Consider the following 15,382-nt stretch of genomic DNA (forward strand, 5'->3'; position numbering starts at 1 on the left):
TCAGGGCTCGCACACGGGGCAGGGCTCCAGCGGCGCCTCGCCCGCCGGCCGCGCGTCCGGCCGCCCGGCCACCAGCGGGCAGTCGGGGCGGTGGGCGAGGGTGCCGCCGGGGACACAGACCAAGGGGCCGTCGGAGGAAGGCGGTCCGGGCTCGTCCGGGGACGGCTCCTGTCGGCCGGGCCCGTTCACCCGAACGGCTGCTTCCGCATCCGCGGTCCGGGCAAGGAGCACCGCGCCCGCCACGATCAGGGCCGCGCCCGGGACCGTACAGGAGGCGAGGTAGGGGATCTGACGGGCGGCGAAGCGCTCGCCGGAGACGCCGTACCAGCCCGCGACACAGAGGACCGCGCCGCAGGCGGCGGCAGCGAGGCCCGCCCACAGCAGCCGGGAAGTCCGCATCAGGTCCCCATGTCCGGTGTCCGCCCGTCTGGTGGTGGAAGGCGATTCCTTGCACTATGCCCTGAAGCGGCAGACCCTGGAAGCATCCAGTCTTGGTGGTGAGCCAGATGAGTCCCGGCACACGTGTTCGGCCCGCGGCCTGGGCGGCCGCGGCGGTGCTCGTGCTGTTCCCGGCCGCCGCGGCGTGCTCGGACAGCGGCGGCGGCTCCGAGAAGTCCCCCTCGCCCACCGCGACCGCGCCCGCCGGCTCCCCGGCCGCCGACCAGCCGGCCGACCCGGCCGCGGCCAAGGCGCAGATCGAGAAGAACTGGACGACGTTCTTCGACCCCAAGGCGTCCACCGACGCCAAGGCGAAGGTGCTGGAGAACGGCGACGCGCTGCGGCCGCTGCTCGCCGCGTTCGGCAGCGACAAGAACGCGGCGCAGTCCTCCGCCAAGGTCACCGCCGTCACCTTCGGTTCGGCCACCCAGGCCGCCGTGACGTACGACCTGCTGGTCGGCGGCAACCCGGCGCTGCCCGGCGCCAAGGGCACCGCGGTGCTCCAGGACCAGACGTGGAAGGTCTCGGTGAAGACGCTCTGCGCCCTCGTCCAGCTGAGCGGCAATGCGGCCGCGCCGGGCTGCTGAAGGCCTGCTGCTGACGGCGCTGCTCCTGCTGGGCGCCGGCTGCGGCAGCCGCTTGCCCGAGCGGGACTTCGAGGACGGGCCGACCGCGCCGGGCACCGGGCCCGTCCGGATCGGCATCATCGCCAGCGAGACCAGCCCGGTCGGCGGCGCCGCGTTCACCGGGCCGCGCGACGGCGCCCGCGCTTACTTCGACGCGCTCAACGCGCGGGGCGGCCTGGACGGGCGCAAGGTGGAGGTGCTCACCTGCGACGACGGGGGCAGCGGGGTCGGCAACACCGAGTGCGTGCACCGGCTGGTGACGGAGAAGAAGGTGTTCGCGCTGGTCGCGACCACCGCGCTCGACTACGCGGGCGCCCCCGAGGTCTCCGCCGCGGGCGTCCCCGACATCGGCGGCCAGCCCATCGGCGCGGCCTACGACACCTATCCGCACCTGTACGGGATCTACGGCAGCGACGCCCCGCGCGACGGCACCCCCGGCTGGGACGGCAGCCTCTACGGAGGCACCGAGGTCTACCGCTACTTCAAGCGCGAGCAGGGCGCCCGCACGGCCGCCGTCGTCGCCTACAACCAGGCCGCGTCCGCCGCGTACGCCCGCCTTGTGACCGCCGGGCTGAAGGCCGAGGGGTACGACGTGGTCGGCGAGCAGGTCGACTTCGTGCTGCCGAACTTCCGCGCGGTCGCCGCCGATCTGAAGGCCCGCGGCGCCGACCTCGTCTTCGACGCGCTGGACACGCACGGCAACGTGCAGCTGTGCGAGGCGATGGACGCGCTGGGGGCGAAGGTCACCGCCAAGGTCACCAATGTGCAGAACTGGAACGCGGCGGTGCCCGACGACTACCGGGAAGCCCCGCGCTGCCGCAACGCCCTGTGGGTGACCGGCTCTTCGCGCAACTACGAGGAGAAGGACCAGCCGGAGGTGGCGGCGTTCCGGGCGGCGATGAAGGGCAGGCCGCTCTCGCAGTGGCAGCTGGAGGGGTGGGCGGCGGCGATGTGGTTCACCGACGCCGCCCGGTCCTGCCCGGCGGCCGCGCTCACGCGCGCGTGCGTGGAGGGGTTCTTGAACCGGACCGAGCCGTACACCGCGCACGGGCTGCTGCTCCCGGTCTCGTACGAGCACCTGGACCGGCCGCCCAAGGAGCGCCGCACCTGTCTGTCGGTGGCCCGCTGGCAGGACGGCAAGGGGTGGGTGACCCAGGGCGAGATGAACGCCAACTGCTTCACCGTGCCGCAGCTCGCCTACCGGCCCTGAGGGTTCTCCTCCCTCTCCGTCTCCTTCGGCCGCTCCGGCGCCAGGTCGTCGCGGAACGGCGCGAACTCCGGGTGGTGCAGGTCGAAGGCGGGCGACTCGGTGCGGATGCGGGGGATGGTGATGAAGTTGTGGCGCGGCGGCGGGCAGGAGGTCGCCCACTCCAGCGAGCGCCCGAACCCCCAGGGGTCGTCGACCTCCACCTTCGTCCCGTACTTCGACGTCTTCCAGACGTTGTAGAGGAACGGGAGCGTCGACATGCCGAGCAGGAAGGCGCCGATGGAGGAGATGGTGTTGAGGGCGGTGAAGCCGTCGGCGGCCAGATAGTCCGCGTACCGGCGGGGCATGCCCTCGGCGCCCAGCCAGTGCTGGACCAGGAACGTGGTGTGGAAGCCGACGAAGAGCGTCCAGAAGTGGATCTTCCCCAGCCGTTCGTCGAGCATCTTTCCGGTGAACTTGGGCCACCAGAAGTAGAAGCCGCCGAAGGTGGCGAAGACGACCGTGCCGAAGACGACGTAATGGAAGTGGGCCACCACGAAGTACGAGTCGGTGACGTGGAAGTCGAGCGGCGGCGAGGCGAGGATGACGCCGGTGAGGCCGCCGAAGAGGAAGCTGATCAGGAAGCCCACGGCCCAGAGCATCGGTGTCTCGAAGCTGAGCGAGCCGCGCAGCATCGTGCCCGTCCAGTTGAAGAACTTCACCCCGGTCGGCACCGCGATCAGGAACGACATGAAGGAGAAGAACGGCAGCAGCACCGCGCCGGTGGCGAACATGTGGTGCGCCCACACCACGATCGACAGACCGGTGATGGACATGGTCGCGCCGACCAGCGTGAGGTAGCCGAAGATCGGCTTGCGCGAGAAGACCGGGATGATCTCGGTGATGATGCCGAAGAACGGCAGCGCGATGATGTAGACCTCGGGATGGCCGAAGAACCAGAAGAGGTGCTGCCACAGCAGCGCGCCTCCCCACTGCGGCTCGAAGACCACCGATCCGAACCTGCGGTCCGCCTCCAGGACCAGCAGCGCCGCCGCGAGCACCGGGAAGGCCAGCAGCACCAGGATCGAGGTGAACAGCACGTTCCAGGTGAAGATCGGCATCCGGAACATCGTCATGCCCGGCGCGCGCATCCCGATGATGGTGGTCAGGAAGTTCACCGCGCCCAGGATCGTCCCGAACCCGGAGAGCGCGAGCCCCATGATCCACAGGTCGGCGCCGACGCCGGGGGAGCGGGTCATCGAGTTGAGCGGCGCGTAGGCGAACCAGCCGAAGGCGGCGGGGCCCCCGGGCACCAGCAGCGAGCCGAGGACGATGAGCCCGCCGAACAGGAACAGCCAGTACGCCAGCATGTTGAGCCGGGGGAACGCCACGTCGGGGGCGCCGATCTGGAGCGGCATGATCTCGTTGGCGAAGCCCGCGAAGGTGGGGGTGGCGAAGAGCAGCAGCATGATCGTGCCGTGCATGGTGAACATCTGGTTGAACTCGTTGTTCGACATGATCTGCAGGCCCGGGCGGGCCAGCTCGGCCCGCATGAACATGGCCATCAGCCCGGCGATCAGGAAGAACGCGAACGACGTGATCAGATAGAGATGCCCGATTTTCTTGTGGTCTGTGGTGGTCAGCCAGTCCACGATCACCTGGCCCGACTGCCGGGCCTCGTGTGGTCCCGCTTCCGCGGTCGCCGTCTCCGTACCCATCGCCGCCCCCACTCAGGTGTCAGGCATCAGGCCGGTAGCCATGATGCTCGCGCTGGTACCCGGTCCGACAGGGTGCGTACCCGACCGGGATAGGCGCATACGAGCCAACGCGCCGGACGCAGCCGAGGGCGAAGCGGAACCGCCGTCGGTGCGGATCGTGTAAGGATGCCGTGAATTCCCTATGGCCCGTCAATTTCCCACGCGGAGGGCCGGTAGGGAAATTAGGGCGGGTGTTTCGGGGGCGCTCGCCGGGGAATTCTTTAATGCGCCCGAACGGCCCGTGGGCGGCTGTGCGATTTCCGGGCGGCCTGTCCGGAACTCCCCGTACGAGTGACCAAGTTCGAGGCAAACACGGTCCATGATCCTGTGACACAAGTGTGACCGGCGGGGGACGTGGTGCGGACAGCGGCAGGGCAGGGGCTCCGGCTTCCGTCACCGCCCCGGGGCGCCTACGGTGGCTGGCATGGCACCCATACCGACCCACTCCGCACAGCCCGACGACGCCCCCGACGCCTATGTGGGCCTGGCCGGCGAGGCCGCCGAGCGGCTGGCACGCGCGCGTGGCTGGACCACCGTGAGGTCGCTCGCCCCTGGCTCGATCATCACCATGGAGTACCTGGAAGGGCGGCTGAACTTCGAGGTGGCCGACGGCACGGTGATCCGCTGCTGGCGCGGCTGAGCCGCGCTCCCGCAGGGGTGGACGCTCCCGTACGTCGAAGGCCCCGGCCGCTCCGAGTGGAGCGGCCGGGGCCTTCGCCTTGCGGGGGTTGGTTGTGCGTACCGTTCCCCGCTGCTCGGAGGGGCCTCAGCCGCCGAGGGGGCGGGCCGGTGCCGGGCGCGGGGCGCGCTCGGGGTGCTGCGGGCGCCTGCTGGCCGCCGGGGGCGCCGGGGGACGCTCGGGGCGGGGACCGGCGCCCGGCGGGCGGGCGGCGCCGCGCGCTCCTGCGGTGCGCCCGCCGCTGGCCGCGCCCACCGGCTCGCGCACGGGGGCGTCGTCCTCGCTCGCGGTGCGCTGGGCGAACACGCCGGGCAGCGCGCCGGCCGGAACGGGCAGTGCCGGAGCGGCGGTTCCGCGTGCCCGCCACTTGGACCGCAGCGCGAAGACCAGCGCCTCGGCGCGGGCGATCAGCGGCTCGCACCAGGGCAGGGCCAGCAGGATGAGCAGCCCGGCCGCCCAGCCGAGGAGCACGTCGCTCACCCAGTGGGTGCCGAGGTAGACGGTGGTGGCGCCGACGCCCAGGGCGACCACGGCAGAGATCACCGACAGCCAGCGCCGGGCCCGCGGGGTGGTGGCCAGATAGGCGAGGATGCCCCAGGTCACGACCGCGTTGGCGGTGTGGCCGGAGGGGAATATGTCGCCGCCCGCGAACAGTTCGGCCGAGCCGATCTGCGTCGCGTAGTGCGGGCCGAGGCGGCCCAGGCCCAGCTTGACCGCGCCGACCGTGATGTTCAGGAGCAGCAGCGAGGCGCCCAGCGCGAGCAGCGGGCGCAGGGTGTGCTGCCGCCAGGAGCGCCAGCCCAGCCAGGCCGCGACCATCACCGCCGTGGGTCCGCGCTGGCCCAGGACCACGAAGTAGTCGAGGAAGGCGTGCATCTGCGGCCACTGCTCGTAGGGCCGGAACAGCATGACCTTCCAGTCCAGCTCGACGAGCCAGGACGAGGCGAGCACGGCGACGACGATGGCGACGTAGAACGCCATCGTCGCGCTGAAGAGGATCACGCGGTGACGGCTCATCCGCGGGATCGCTATCTTCGGCGGCTCGGGCTCCCGGTCCAGACGGGCGAAGATTCGGTCGGTACGCACTCAATCGACGTTACAGCGAGTGAGTGACGGCCCAGGCCGATCCGGCGGGTTTGTGATGACGATGTGATGTGGAGTATGTCTCACGTCACGGTTTATTCCCGGCCCCGGGAAATGCGTGGATGGCCTTGGGATCTATTCCGCCGCAGGCCGGTCGGGAGCGCTCTTTGAATCCGCTGAATTGGTTCTCCGGGAAGCGGGTCGGAATTCATCGTTCAGCCACCGGGCCTGGCACCCGGTGCCAGGATTGACCGACACGGCGTGCCAAGATCATTAATGGCCGCGAGGGGGCGACTCCCTTACTCCGCCCGATGTGGCGCACGCCACAGGGTGCGCCCAAAGGGGTGAGAGGTGCACCACGTGCCGATGGCCGGAACTCGCGTACGCTGACGAATCACTCGCTCGTCGATGCCGGGCCCACCCAGACCGCCGCAGGTCCAGGGTCCGCCGAGAGCGGGGGACGGTGCGTCACCGCGAGGCCGGCGCGTCCCGGGACCCCGGCAGGGGCCGCCGTACAGGAGGTACACACATGGCAGGAACGACGACGGACGCCGCACGCGCGCGTGCGACCGCCGGCGGTGCCAACCGCTGGGTCGTCCTCGTCGTCCTCTGTGTGAGTCTGCTGCTCGTCGCGCTGGACGCGACCGTCCTGCACGTCGCCGTCCCCTCGGTCACCGAGGACCTGCGCCCCAGTGCCACCGCGCTGCTGTGGATCGTCGACGCCTACCCGCTGGTCTGCGCCGCCCTCCTCATCCTCTTCGGCACCCTCGGCGACCGCGTCGGCCGCCGCCGGGTGCTGCTGCTCGGTTACGGGATCTTCGGCCTCGCGTCCGCCGTGGCGGCCCTGGCCGGGTCGGCCGAGCTCCTGATCGTGGCCCGGGCGCTGCTCGGCGTCGGCGGCGCGATGATCATGCCCGCCACGCTCTCCATCCTCCGCGCGGTCTTCCCGGACCGTCGGGAACGCGCCACCGCCATCGGCGTGTGGACCGCCACCGCGGCGATAGGCGCCGCCACCGGACCCGTGCTCGGCGGCTTCCTCGTCCAGCACTTCTGGTGGGGCTCGGTCTTCCTGATCAACATCCCGCTGATGGCGCTGATACTCCCGCTCGGCCGCAGGCTGCTGCCCGAGTCGAAGGGCGGTGCCGACGGGCCGTGGGACGTGCTCGGCGCGCTGACCGCCGCCGCCGGAGTGATCACCCTGGTCCTCGGTGTGAAGCGGCTGGGCGCCGGCCACGGGCTGTTCGACCTGTTCACCCTGGCGCCGCTGTGCGCGGGCACCGCCCTGATCGTGCTGTTCGTGCGGCGCCAGAAGCGGCGCCGCCATCCGCTGGTCGACATGCGGATGTTCGCCCGGCCCACCTTCTCCACCTCGGTGGGGTGCATCGTCCTCGCCATGCTGGCGCTGGTCGGCCTGGAGCTCATAGCCGTCCAGTACCTCCAGCTGGTCCTCGGGCTCAGCCCGCTGGAGACCGGCCTGCGGCTGCTGCCGCTCACCTTCGCCGCGATGGCCGCGGGCGCCACCGGCTCGTACACCCTGCGCCGCCTCGGCCCGCGCACGATGGTCGGCTGCGGCTTCGCCCTGACCGCCGCCGCCGTGCTGCTGCTCGTCCTGATGGGCCAGCACGACCGGCCGCTGCTGCTCACCAGCGCCTTCATAGTCCTGGGCTTCGGCCTCCAGACGACGCTCTTCGGGGCGTACGAATCGATGCTGAGCGAGGCGCCCGCCGACTGCGCGGGCGGCGCCGCCGCGATCGGCGAGACCTCCTACCAGCTCGGCGCCGGCATGGGCATCGCCCTGCTCGGCAGCGTGATGAACGCGGCCTACGCCCCCGGGCTCGCCTCGGTCCCCGGCGTCCCGACCGAGGCCTCGGCGGGCGCGGCCAACTCCCTGGGCGAGGCCTATGACATAGCGGACCGCCTCGGCGGCCCGGCGGGCGCAGCCCTGCGCGGCGCCGCCCAGCACTCCTTCGTCCACGGCCTGCATGTGACGCTGCTGGTCAGCGCGGGTCTGCTGGTCCTGGGCGCGCTGGCCGCACTGCGGCTGCCCCGGGTGATGGAGTGCGGGGCGCAGCACAGCGAGCTCGCGCCGGGGCTGCCCGAGCAGCGGACCGAGCCGCACCTCAGGGTCCCCGCGGCGGCAGGCGTTCCGGCCGCCGAGGCGGCCGGATCCGGGCCCGGCGGCCACTGAGCCGGCGGGACCCGCACGCCCGGGCGGGTCTGGACGCGCGGCACACTGAGCCGTAACGTCAGCGGTCAGCAATAACTACCACTGCTAGTTTTAGCTGAGCCGCACAGGTTCTCAGGGACGCCGGAGGCATCCTCATGTCCGCACCCGCCAAGCTGCCCCCCTTCGACCCGGCCGACCCCCTCGGGATCGACGACCTGCTGAGCGCCGACGACCTCGCCATCCGCGACACCGTCCGCTCCTGGGCCGCCGACCGGGTCCTGCCGCACATCGCCCAGTGGTACGAGGACTCAGAGGTGCCCGTCCGCGAGCTCGCGCGCGAACTCGGCGACATGGGCGCGCTCGGGATGTCGCTCACCGGCTACGGCTGCGCGGGCGCCACCGCCGTCCAGTACGGCCTGGCCTGTCTGGAGCTGGAGGCCGCCGACTCCGGCATCCGCTCGCTCGTCTCGGTCCAGGGCTCGCTCGCGATGTACGCGATCTGGAAGTACGGCTCCGAGGAGCAGAAGGAGCGCTGGCTGCCGTCGATGGCGATCGGCGAGACCATCGGCTGCTTCGGCCTCACCGAGCCCGACCACGGCTCCGACCCGGCCGGGATGCGTACGTACGCGAAGAGGGACGGCGCCGACTGGGTGCTCAACGGGCGCAAGATGTGGATCACCAACGGCTCGGTGGCCGGGGTCGCGGTGGTCTGGGCGCAGACCGACGACGGGAGCGGCGGTATCAGGGGGTTTGCCGTCCCCACCGACACCCCCGGCTTCTCGGCACCCGAGATCAAGCACAAGTGGTCGCTGCGGGCGTCGGTCACCAGCGAGCTGGTCATGGACGAGGTGCGGCTGCCCGCCGACGCGGTGCTGCCGGGGGTCACCGGGCTCAAGGGCCCGCTGAGCTGCCTCTCGCACGCGCGGTACGGCATCGTCTGGGGCGCGATGGGCGCGGCCCGCGCCTCGTTCGAGGCGGCGGTGGACTACGCCAAGACCCGCGAGCAGTTCGGCAGGCCCATCGGCGGCTTCCAGCTCACCCAGGCCAAGCTCGCCGACATGGCGGTCGAGCTCCACAAGGGCGTCCTGCTCGCCCACCACCTGGGCCTGCGGATGGACGCGGGCAGGCTCCGTCCGGAACAGGTCAGCTTCGGAAAGCTCAACAACGTACGGGAGGCGATCGAGATCTGCCGCACCTCGCGCACGATCCTCGGGGCCAACGGGATCTCGCTGGAGTACCCGGTGATGCGGCACGCCACCAATCTGGAGTCGGTGCTCACCTATGAGGGCACCGTGGAGATGCACCAGCTGGTGCTGGGCAAGGCGCTCACCGGACTCGACGCGTTCCGCTAGGTCGGCGGCGCGCCGGTGAGCGCCTCGCTCAGCTCTGGTTGAAGAAGCCGCCGGTGGCGCGGCCCGCGGCCTCGCCGCTGACGATCTGGGTGTCGGCGGGGGTCAGCAGGAAGACCCTCGTCGCCACGCGCTCGATGGAGCCGCGCAGCCCGAACGTCAGACCGGCCGCGAAGTCCACGACGCGCTTGGCGTCACCGGGCTCCATGGACGTGAGGTTCACGATGACCGGGACGCCCTCGCGGAAGAGCTCGCCGATGCCGCGCGCGTCGCGGAAGCCGTCGGGCGTGACCGTGGCGATCCGGCGGCCCTGCTCCTGGGCCGCCTCGGAGGCCACCCGCACCCGCGGGTCCGTCACCCAGGCTTCGCCGGATCCGGCTTCCTCGGTGTACTCGTCGTCGTAGTAGCGGTCGTCGTTGTCCTCGACAAGTCCCAGCCAGGCACTCGCCTTGCGCACCGATCCCATGGACGCCTCCTCTCACAGCGGACTTCTTCTTGCTACTTCTCGCGTTCCGCACCCCTATGGTCGTCCATGATGCGGATGCCGCGCCAAGTGGATAGCCGCCGTGCAGGGGATTCGTGACGCTACTGGTGCAGAAGATGTGGCGAATCGTCAGCTTTCTTCCGCTGTATGACGGGTAACGGATACAAAATATGAACTTCCGTCCAGACGGGTGAGGGAGCGGACGTACGGGTGAACGGATCGCTCGATACGATGCCTGCCGCACTGTTGAACGAGGCGTGGGGCGGGGTGCCCCACGGCACCCGGGGGAGCGTCGTGTTCGGAATGGTCAGGCCCTGCTCGCATCGGCTCACCGAGGGCCTGCGGACCGAGTGGACGGCCCATCTCTGCGGCCTCTGCCTGGCACTTCGCTCCGACCACGGACAGCTCGCCCGGGTCGTGACCAACTACGACGGGCTGATCGTCTCGGTTCTGACGGAGGCTCAGGTCGAGAGCGGTACCGGGCGTCGGCGCACCGCCGGGCCCTGCCCGCTGCGCGCGATGCGGACGGCCCCGGTGGCCCAGGGCGAGGGCGCCCGGCTCGCCGCGGCCGTCTCGCTGGTCCTGGCCTCGGCGAAGGTCCGCGACCACGTGGCCGACCGGGACGGTCTGTTGAAGCGCAGGCCGGTGGCGCTGGCGGCCCGCAAGGTCGCCGCGAGCTGGGACCGGGCGGGCGCCCGCACCGGCGCCTCCCTCGGGTTCGACACGGCGGTCCTGGTCGACGCGGTCGACCGGCAGACCGCGATCGAGGCGCTCGCGGGGCCGGGCACCTCCCTGCTCACGGTCACCGAGCCGACCGAGACGGCCACCGCCGCGGCCTTCGCGCACACGGCCGTACTCGCCGGGCGGCCGCACAACGCCGATCCGCTGGCCGAGGCGGGCCGCCTCTTCGGACGGCTCGCGCACCTCCTGGACGCCGTGGAGGACCAGGCATCTGACGCCGCGTCGGGTGCCTGGAACCCGCTCACGGCGACCGGCACCGACCTGGCCGAGGCCCGGCGGCTCGCCGACGACGCGGTGCACGGCATCCGGCTCGCCCTGCGCGAGGTCGACTTCGTCGACGGCAGGCTGGCGCGCGTCCTGCTCGCCCACGAGCTGAAGCAGTCCGTGAACCGGTCCTTCGGCACGGCGGGCTGCGCCCACGGGGACGACCACGCGGCCCACGGCTCCCACCAGCCCGGCCCCTACGGATCGCCGCCGCCCGGCGGCCCGTACGCACCCGTGCCCGGCAACCCGTACGGCTCGCCCCCGCAGGGCGAAGGCCCCAGGCCGCCCGCGCCGCGCGGCTTCCTCGCCGGGTGCGGCGTCTTCGCCGGGCTCTGCTGCACCTGTCAGATGTGCTGCGCCAAGGAGTACGAGGGCCCCTGGTCGCGGAAGAAGCACGAAGGCTTCTGCCGCGACTGCGACTGTGACTGCTGCGATTGCTGTGATGCCTGCCAGTGCTGTGACGGGTGTAACTGCTGCGACTGTGGTTGTGACTGCTGACGTACAGTCACCAGTCGTATTCGCAGGGTCACTTGTGTTCGGAGGGTGAGATCTGCGACGACTCGATCGCGGACTCGCCCGTCCCCCACTTCGCCAGGATCCTGTCGTACGTCCCGTCCTTCTTGAGGCCGTTCACCGCGGCCTGGAAGGCCGGGGCGAGCGGGGTGCCCTTCTTGAAGGCGAAGCCCACGTCGAGCCGGTGGAACTCGTTGAGGAAGCGCAGCCCCGGCTGCTGCGCCACGGCGTAGCGGAGGCCGTTGATCGTCGACATCACCACATCGCTGCGGCCCTGCTGGAGCGAGATCCACAGCGCGCCCTGCTCGCTGTAGGTCTGCACCGAGTACGCCTTCTTGCCCGCCTCGGCGCAGCGGCCCTTGTTCTTCTCCAGGGTCGCCTCGAAGGTGGTGCCCGCGCCGGTCGCCACCTTGAGGCCGCACAGCCGGGTCAGATCGGTGACCTTGCCGAGCTTGCTGTCCTCGCGGACGGCGAAGCCCTGGCCGTCGTTGATATAGGTGACGAAGTCGATGGTCTTCCGGCGCGCGTCGGTCACCCCGAAGTTGCCGGTGCCGAGGTCGTACTTGCCGCTGTCGAGTGCGGGCAGGATCACCTCGAAGGCCGCCACCTGGCGCTTCAGCTTCAGCCCGAGCGCCTTGGCGACCGCGTCCGCGAAGTCGATGTCCTGGCCGGCGACGGTCCTGCCGTCCGCCAGATAGACGGCGCCGGGCGGGGTGCCCACGCTGCTGGCGACGGTGAGGGTGCCCGACTCGCGTACGGCCTTCGGCAGCAGCGCGGCCGCGGCCTCGTCCTTCTTGACGGCGGACACCACGTCGGTGGTGGGGATCCTCCCCTTGGCCGCGGCGGGCTTCGCCTGCGCGGCGGGCCCCGCGTCGGCCGGGTCGCCGGACCCGCACGCGCTGAGGCCGAGGGTCGCGACGGTGATCAGGGCGAAAGCGGCGAAATTGCGATACCTGCTCATGATGCGGTGAGCTCCAGGGATTTCGGGCAGGCGGAAGTGCCGGGGCTGCGCGGCGGCACGCGGACGTGTCGGGAGTGGGCGGTGGCACGCCGAAGCGTCGGGGGAGTGCGGTGGTACGAGGGGAGGGGCGCGCGGTGTCAGCTGTGTGAAGGCGCGGGAGAACGGCGCGCGCGGGCGCCGTGGGAAATCCGTGCGGGAGGTCGGCTCAACAGGAGGAGGACCACACTCGACCGAAGTCGATGTGGGAGCGCGTGACCAGCCACTGCTGCGGATGCATGGCCCAAGTGGAACAGGCATCCGTATCCGCGTCAACTGCCGTGAGACGTACCGCTCACAGTGCGGACAGCCTTGACAACCGGCCGTACACACCGCATAGCCTCGGCAGCGGACCGTGCTGAGGGGCTGGTCCGCGCTGTGCCCGTGAAGGCATCACCGTGTTCGATCCCGGCATCCACGGAGCCTTCGCATGTCCCTGACCCTCTCGAAACAGCCGTCCGTCCTGCCCGACGACGGCCCCGGCCCCCAGCTCCGCATCGTCCCGGTCCGCCGAACGGGCCAGTGGGCGGCGGCGGTTGCCCTCCTCTTCCTCCTCGCTCTGGCGCTCGTCTCGGTCGTCCGCAACGACGCCTTCCAGTGGGGCGTCGTCGGCGACTACTTCGCCACGGCCGCCGTGCTGCGCGGACTGTGGCTCACCCTCTGGCTCACCGCCGCCGTGATGGCACTCGGCTTCGCGCTCGGCACCGTGCTCGCGGTGATGCGCCTGTCCGCCAACCCCGTTCTGAAAGCCGTCAGTTGGGGGTACGTCTGGCTGTTCCGCTCGACGCCGATCCTGGTGCAGCTGCTCTTCTGGTTCAACATCGGGGCGCTCTACCCGGAGGTCCTGGGCGTGCGCACGGTCGACCTGATGGGGCCGGTCACCGTCGCCGTCGTCGGCCTCACCCTGCACGAGGCCGCGTACGCCGCCGAGGTGGTGCGCGGCGGCATCCTCTCCGTCGAGCGCGGCCAGATCGAGGCCGCCCAGTCCCTCGGCCTCGGCCGGTGGCGCAGACTGCGCCGGATCGTGCTGCCGCAGGCGATGCGCTCCATCGTGCCGCCCGCCGGCAACATGCTGATCGGCACCCTCAAGGGCACCTCGATCGTCTCCATCATCGCCGTGCAGGACCTGCTCTACTCGGTCCAGCTGGTCTACCACCGCACCTACCAGGTGGTGCCGCTGCTCCTGGTCGCGACCATCTGGTACGTCGTGGTGACCTCGCTGCTCTCGATCGGGCAGTACTACGTGGAGCGGTACTACGCGCGCGGCTCGGCGGACGCCCGGTGACCGCGTCCGTGGTCGTCGTGGGAGCCGGTCCGCGGGGGACCGGATTCCTGGAGCGGCTCGCCGCCAACCTCCCCGGTCTGTACGGGGACCAGCCGCTGGACGTCCATCTGGTGGACCCCCATCCGCCGGGCGGCGGCCGGATCTGGCGCGAGGAGCAGTCGCCGCTGCTGTGGATGAACTCCATGGCCGAGGACGTCACCATGTTCACCGACGAGACGGTCGTCCAGGAGGGCCCGGTGCGCCCGGGGCCCACCCTCGCCGAGTGGGCCGGGATCGACGGGCAGACCTTCCCGAGCCGGCGGGCGCAGGGCGCGTATCTGCGCTGGGTGTACGAGGAGACGGTGGCCGCGCTCGGCCCCGCCGTCACCGTCCACGAGCACCGCACCCGGGTGCTGCGGATCGGCGGCCCGCGCGAGGGCCGCCAGCAGGTGTGGCTCGAAGGGCGCGCCGAGCCGCTGGGCACCGATCTGGTGGTGCTCACCCTCGGCCATCTGGACGCCGAACCCGACGATGAACAGAGGGAGTCGGCGGACTTCGCCGCCCGCCACGGGCTCGTCCACCTGCCGCCCGACTTCACCGCCGACTCGGACCTGTCGGCCCTGCGCCCCGGCGAACCGGTGATCGTGCGCGGCTTCGGGCTCGCCTTCGTCGACCTGATGGTGCTGCTCACCGAGGGGCGCGGCGGGCGCTACGACAGGAGCGGGACCTACCACCCGTCCGGCCGCGAACCGGTCCTCCACGTCGGCTCGCGGCGCGGCGTCCCGTACCACTCCAAGATCGGCTACACCTGGCAGGGCGAACGGCCGCCGCTGCCGCGCTTCTTCGGGCCGGACGCCGTCGACGAGCTGCTGAAGCGGCCGGGCCGCCTCGACTTCCGGCAGGACGTGTGGCCGCTCATCGACAAGGAGCTCGGCTTCGCGCACTACCACCGGCTGTTCACCGCCCATCCCCGGCGCACGGCCGTCAACTGGCCGGACTTCGAGGAGAAGTACGCGGCGGCCGCGGCCGGAAGCCCCGAGCTGCACGCCCTGGTCGCCGCCGCCGTCCCCGACCCGGCCGACCGGCTCGACCTGGAGGCACTCGACCACCCCCTGGACGGAGTGCGCTTCGCGTCGTCGGACGCCCTCCAGGACGGGCTGCGCGCGTACATCACCCAGGACCTGACACGCCGTCACGACAGGGCGCACAGCCCCGACCTGGCCGTGTTCCTCGGACTGCTCTCCGTCTACGGGCAGCTCCTGCGGCTCGGTGACGTGGGCGGCTGGTGGCACGGGTTCTTCAGCTACCTCGCCTCCGGCCCGCCCGGTCCCCGGCTGCGCCAGCTGCTCGCGCTCTCCGACGCCGGGGTCGTCCGCTTCCTCGGCGCGGGCATCACCGTGGAGCGCGACGAGGACAAAGGCGTCTTCCGGGCGGGCGGCGCCAGTGTGCCGGGGGAGTGGACCGAGGCGCGCGCCCTGGTCGAGGCGCGGCTGCCCGAGCCGTCGCTTGAGCGCACCCGCAGCCCGCTGCTGCGGGCGCTCCACCGGGACGGCGCGGACGTCACCGCCGGCGGGCTGCTGAGCGTGGACCCCGCCGACGGGCGGGTCCTGGACCGCGACGGGCGCCCGCACCCGCGCCGCTTCGCGCTCGGCCCGCACACCACCGCGCGGGCGTCCGGCGCGTTCACCCGGCCCCGCACCGGCGGGCCCGCGTTCGCTCAGAACGACGCCTGCGCGCGCGCCGCGCTGAGCTTCCTGCACGACCTCGCGTGTCGCCCGCTCAGCGCCTGATCCGGCGCCGCGGCCTCCGCTCCGTACACCTCTCTCCGTTAGGA

Annotated in this window: 13 protein-coding genes; 8 read left to right on the top strand and 5 right to left on the bottom strand. The window is 71.6% G+C overall.

Going from position 1 to position 15,382, the window contains the following annotated elements; all coding sequences use genetic code 11:
* The gene (locus QIY60_RS23070) at positions 1-399 is read right to left on the bottom strand and encodes a hypothetical protein (protein WP_283144120.1); all 399 of its coding nucleotides are present in this window, start codon (positions 397-399) and stop codon (positions 1-3) included.
* 107 nt (positions 400-506) lie between these two features.
* On the opposite strand from QIY60_RS23070, the gene QIY60_RS23075 reads away from it, so the two are divergent.
* Positions 507-1,025 (top strand): hypothetical protein, encoded by a 519-nt coding sequence (locus tag QIY60_RS23075; protein WP_283146041.1) that lies wholly within the window; start codon positions 507-509, stop codon positions 1,023-1,025.
* Entirely contained in the window at positions 1,003-2,274 is a 1,272-nt protein-coding gene (locus tag QIY60_RS23080; RefSeq protein ID WP_283144121.1) for an ABC transporter substrate-binding protein, read from the top strand. Before QIY60_RS23075 ends, QIY60_RS23080 begins: the two co-directional genes overlap by 23 nt.
* Here the strand turns inward: QIY60_RS23080 and ctaD are convergent.
* Positions 2,262-3,968: a cytochrome c oxidase subunit I gene (gene ctaD, locus QIY60_RS23085; RefSeq protein ID WP_283144122.1), complete on the bottom strand. Its 1,707-nt coding sequence runs from the start codon at positions 3,966-3,968 to the stop codon at positions 2,262-2,264. The genes QIY60_RS23080 and ctaD overlap by 13 nt on opposite strands.
* 463 nt (positions 3,969-4,431) lie before the next feature.
* Here ctaD and QIY60_RS23090 point away from each other — a divergent pair, with 463 nt between their 5' ends.
* Entirely contained in the window at positions 4,432-4,647 is a 216-nt protein-coding gene (locus tag QIY60_RS23090) for an I78 family peptidase inhibitor (RefSeq protein WP_283144123.1), read from the top strand.
* Between the two features lie 126 nt (positions 4,648-4,773).
* On the opposite strand, the gene QIY60_RS23095 is transcribed toward QIY60_RS23090, so the two are convergent.
* Positions 4,774-5,772, bottom strand: coding sequence for a phosphatase PAP2 family protein (locus QIY60_RS23095; protein WP_283144124.1), 999 nt, complete (start codon positions 5,770-5,772; stop codon positions 4,774-4,776).
* A gap of 526 nt (positions 5,773-6,298) precedes the next feature.
* On the opposite strand from QIY60_RS23095, the gene QIY60_RS23100 reads away from it, so the two are divergent.
* Entirely contained in the window at positions 6,299-7,957 is a 1,659-nt protein-coding gene (locus QIY60_RS23100; RefSeq protein WP_283144125.1) for an MFS transporter, read from the top strand.
* Between the two features lie 134 nt (positions 7,958-8,091).
* Positions 8,092-9,288 (top strand): acyl-CoA dehydrogenase family protein, encoded by a 1,197-nt coding sequence (locus tag QIY60_RS23105; RefSeq protein ID WP_283144126.1) that lies wholly within the window; start codon positions 8,092-8,094, stop codon positions 9,286-9,288.
* 28 nt (positions 9,289-9,316) lie between these two features.
* On the opposite strand, the gene sepF is transcribed toward QIY60_RS23105, so the two are convergent.
* The gene (sepF, locus tag QIY60_RS23110) at positions 9,317-9,751 is read right to left on the bottom strand and encodes a cell division protein SepF (protein ID WP_190089750.1); all 435 of its coding nucleotides are present in this window, start codon (positions 9,749-9,751) and stop codon (positions 9,317-9,319) included.
* Positions 9,752-10,063: 312 nt separating this feature from the next.
* On the opposite strand from sepF, the gene QIY60_RS23115 reads away from it, so the two are divergent.
* Positions 10,064-11,272 (top strand): DUF5685 family protein, encoded by a 1,209-nt coding sequence (locus tag QIY60_RS23115; RefSeq protein ID WP_283146042.1) that lies wholly within the window; start codon positions 10,064-10,066, stop codon positions 11,270-11,272.
* Positions 11,273-11,300: 28 nt separating this feature from the next.
* Here QIY60_RS23115 and QIY60_RS23120 read toward each other — a convergent pair whose 3' ends face one another.
* Positions 11,301-12,248 carry an ABC transporter substrate-binding protein gene (locus QIY60_RS23120; RefSeq protein ID WP_283144127.1) on the bottom strand — a complete coding sequence of 316 codons (948 nt, stop codon included), beginning with the start codon at positions 12,246-12,248 and terminating at the stop codon, positions 11,301-11,303.
* Between the two features lie 466 nt (positions 12,249-12,714).
* Between QIY60_RS23120 and QIY60_RS23125 the strand changes: the two genes are divergently transcribed.
* Both QIY60_RS23125 and QIY60_RS23130 read left to right on the top strand, forming a co-directional pair.
* Positions 12,715-13,569 (top strand): amino acid ABC transporter permease, encoded by an 855-nt coding sequence (locus QIY60_RS23125; RefSeq protein WP_283144128.1) that lies wholly within the window; start codon positions 12,715-12,717, stop codon positions 13,567-13,569.
* Positions 13,566-15,338 carry an FAD/NAD(P)-binding protein gene (locus QIY60_RS23130; RefSeq protein ID WP_283144129.1) on the top strand — a complete coding sequence of 591 codons (1,773 nt, stop codon included), beginning with the start codon at positions 13,566-13,568 and terminating at the stop codon, positions 15,336-15,338. Before QIY60_RS23125 ends, QIY60_RS23130 begins: the two co-directional genes overlap by 4 nt.
* Positions 15,339-15,382: the final 44 nt, after the last annotated feature.

Source organism: Streptomyces sp. BPTC-684, assembly GCF_030028635.1.
Lineage (GTDB): Bacteria > Actinomycetota > Actinomycetes > Streptomycetales > Streptomycetaceae > Streptomyces > Streptomyces noboritoensis.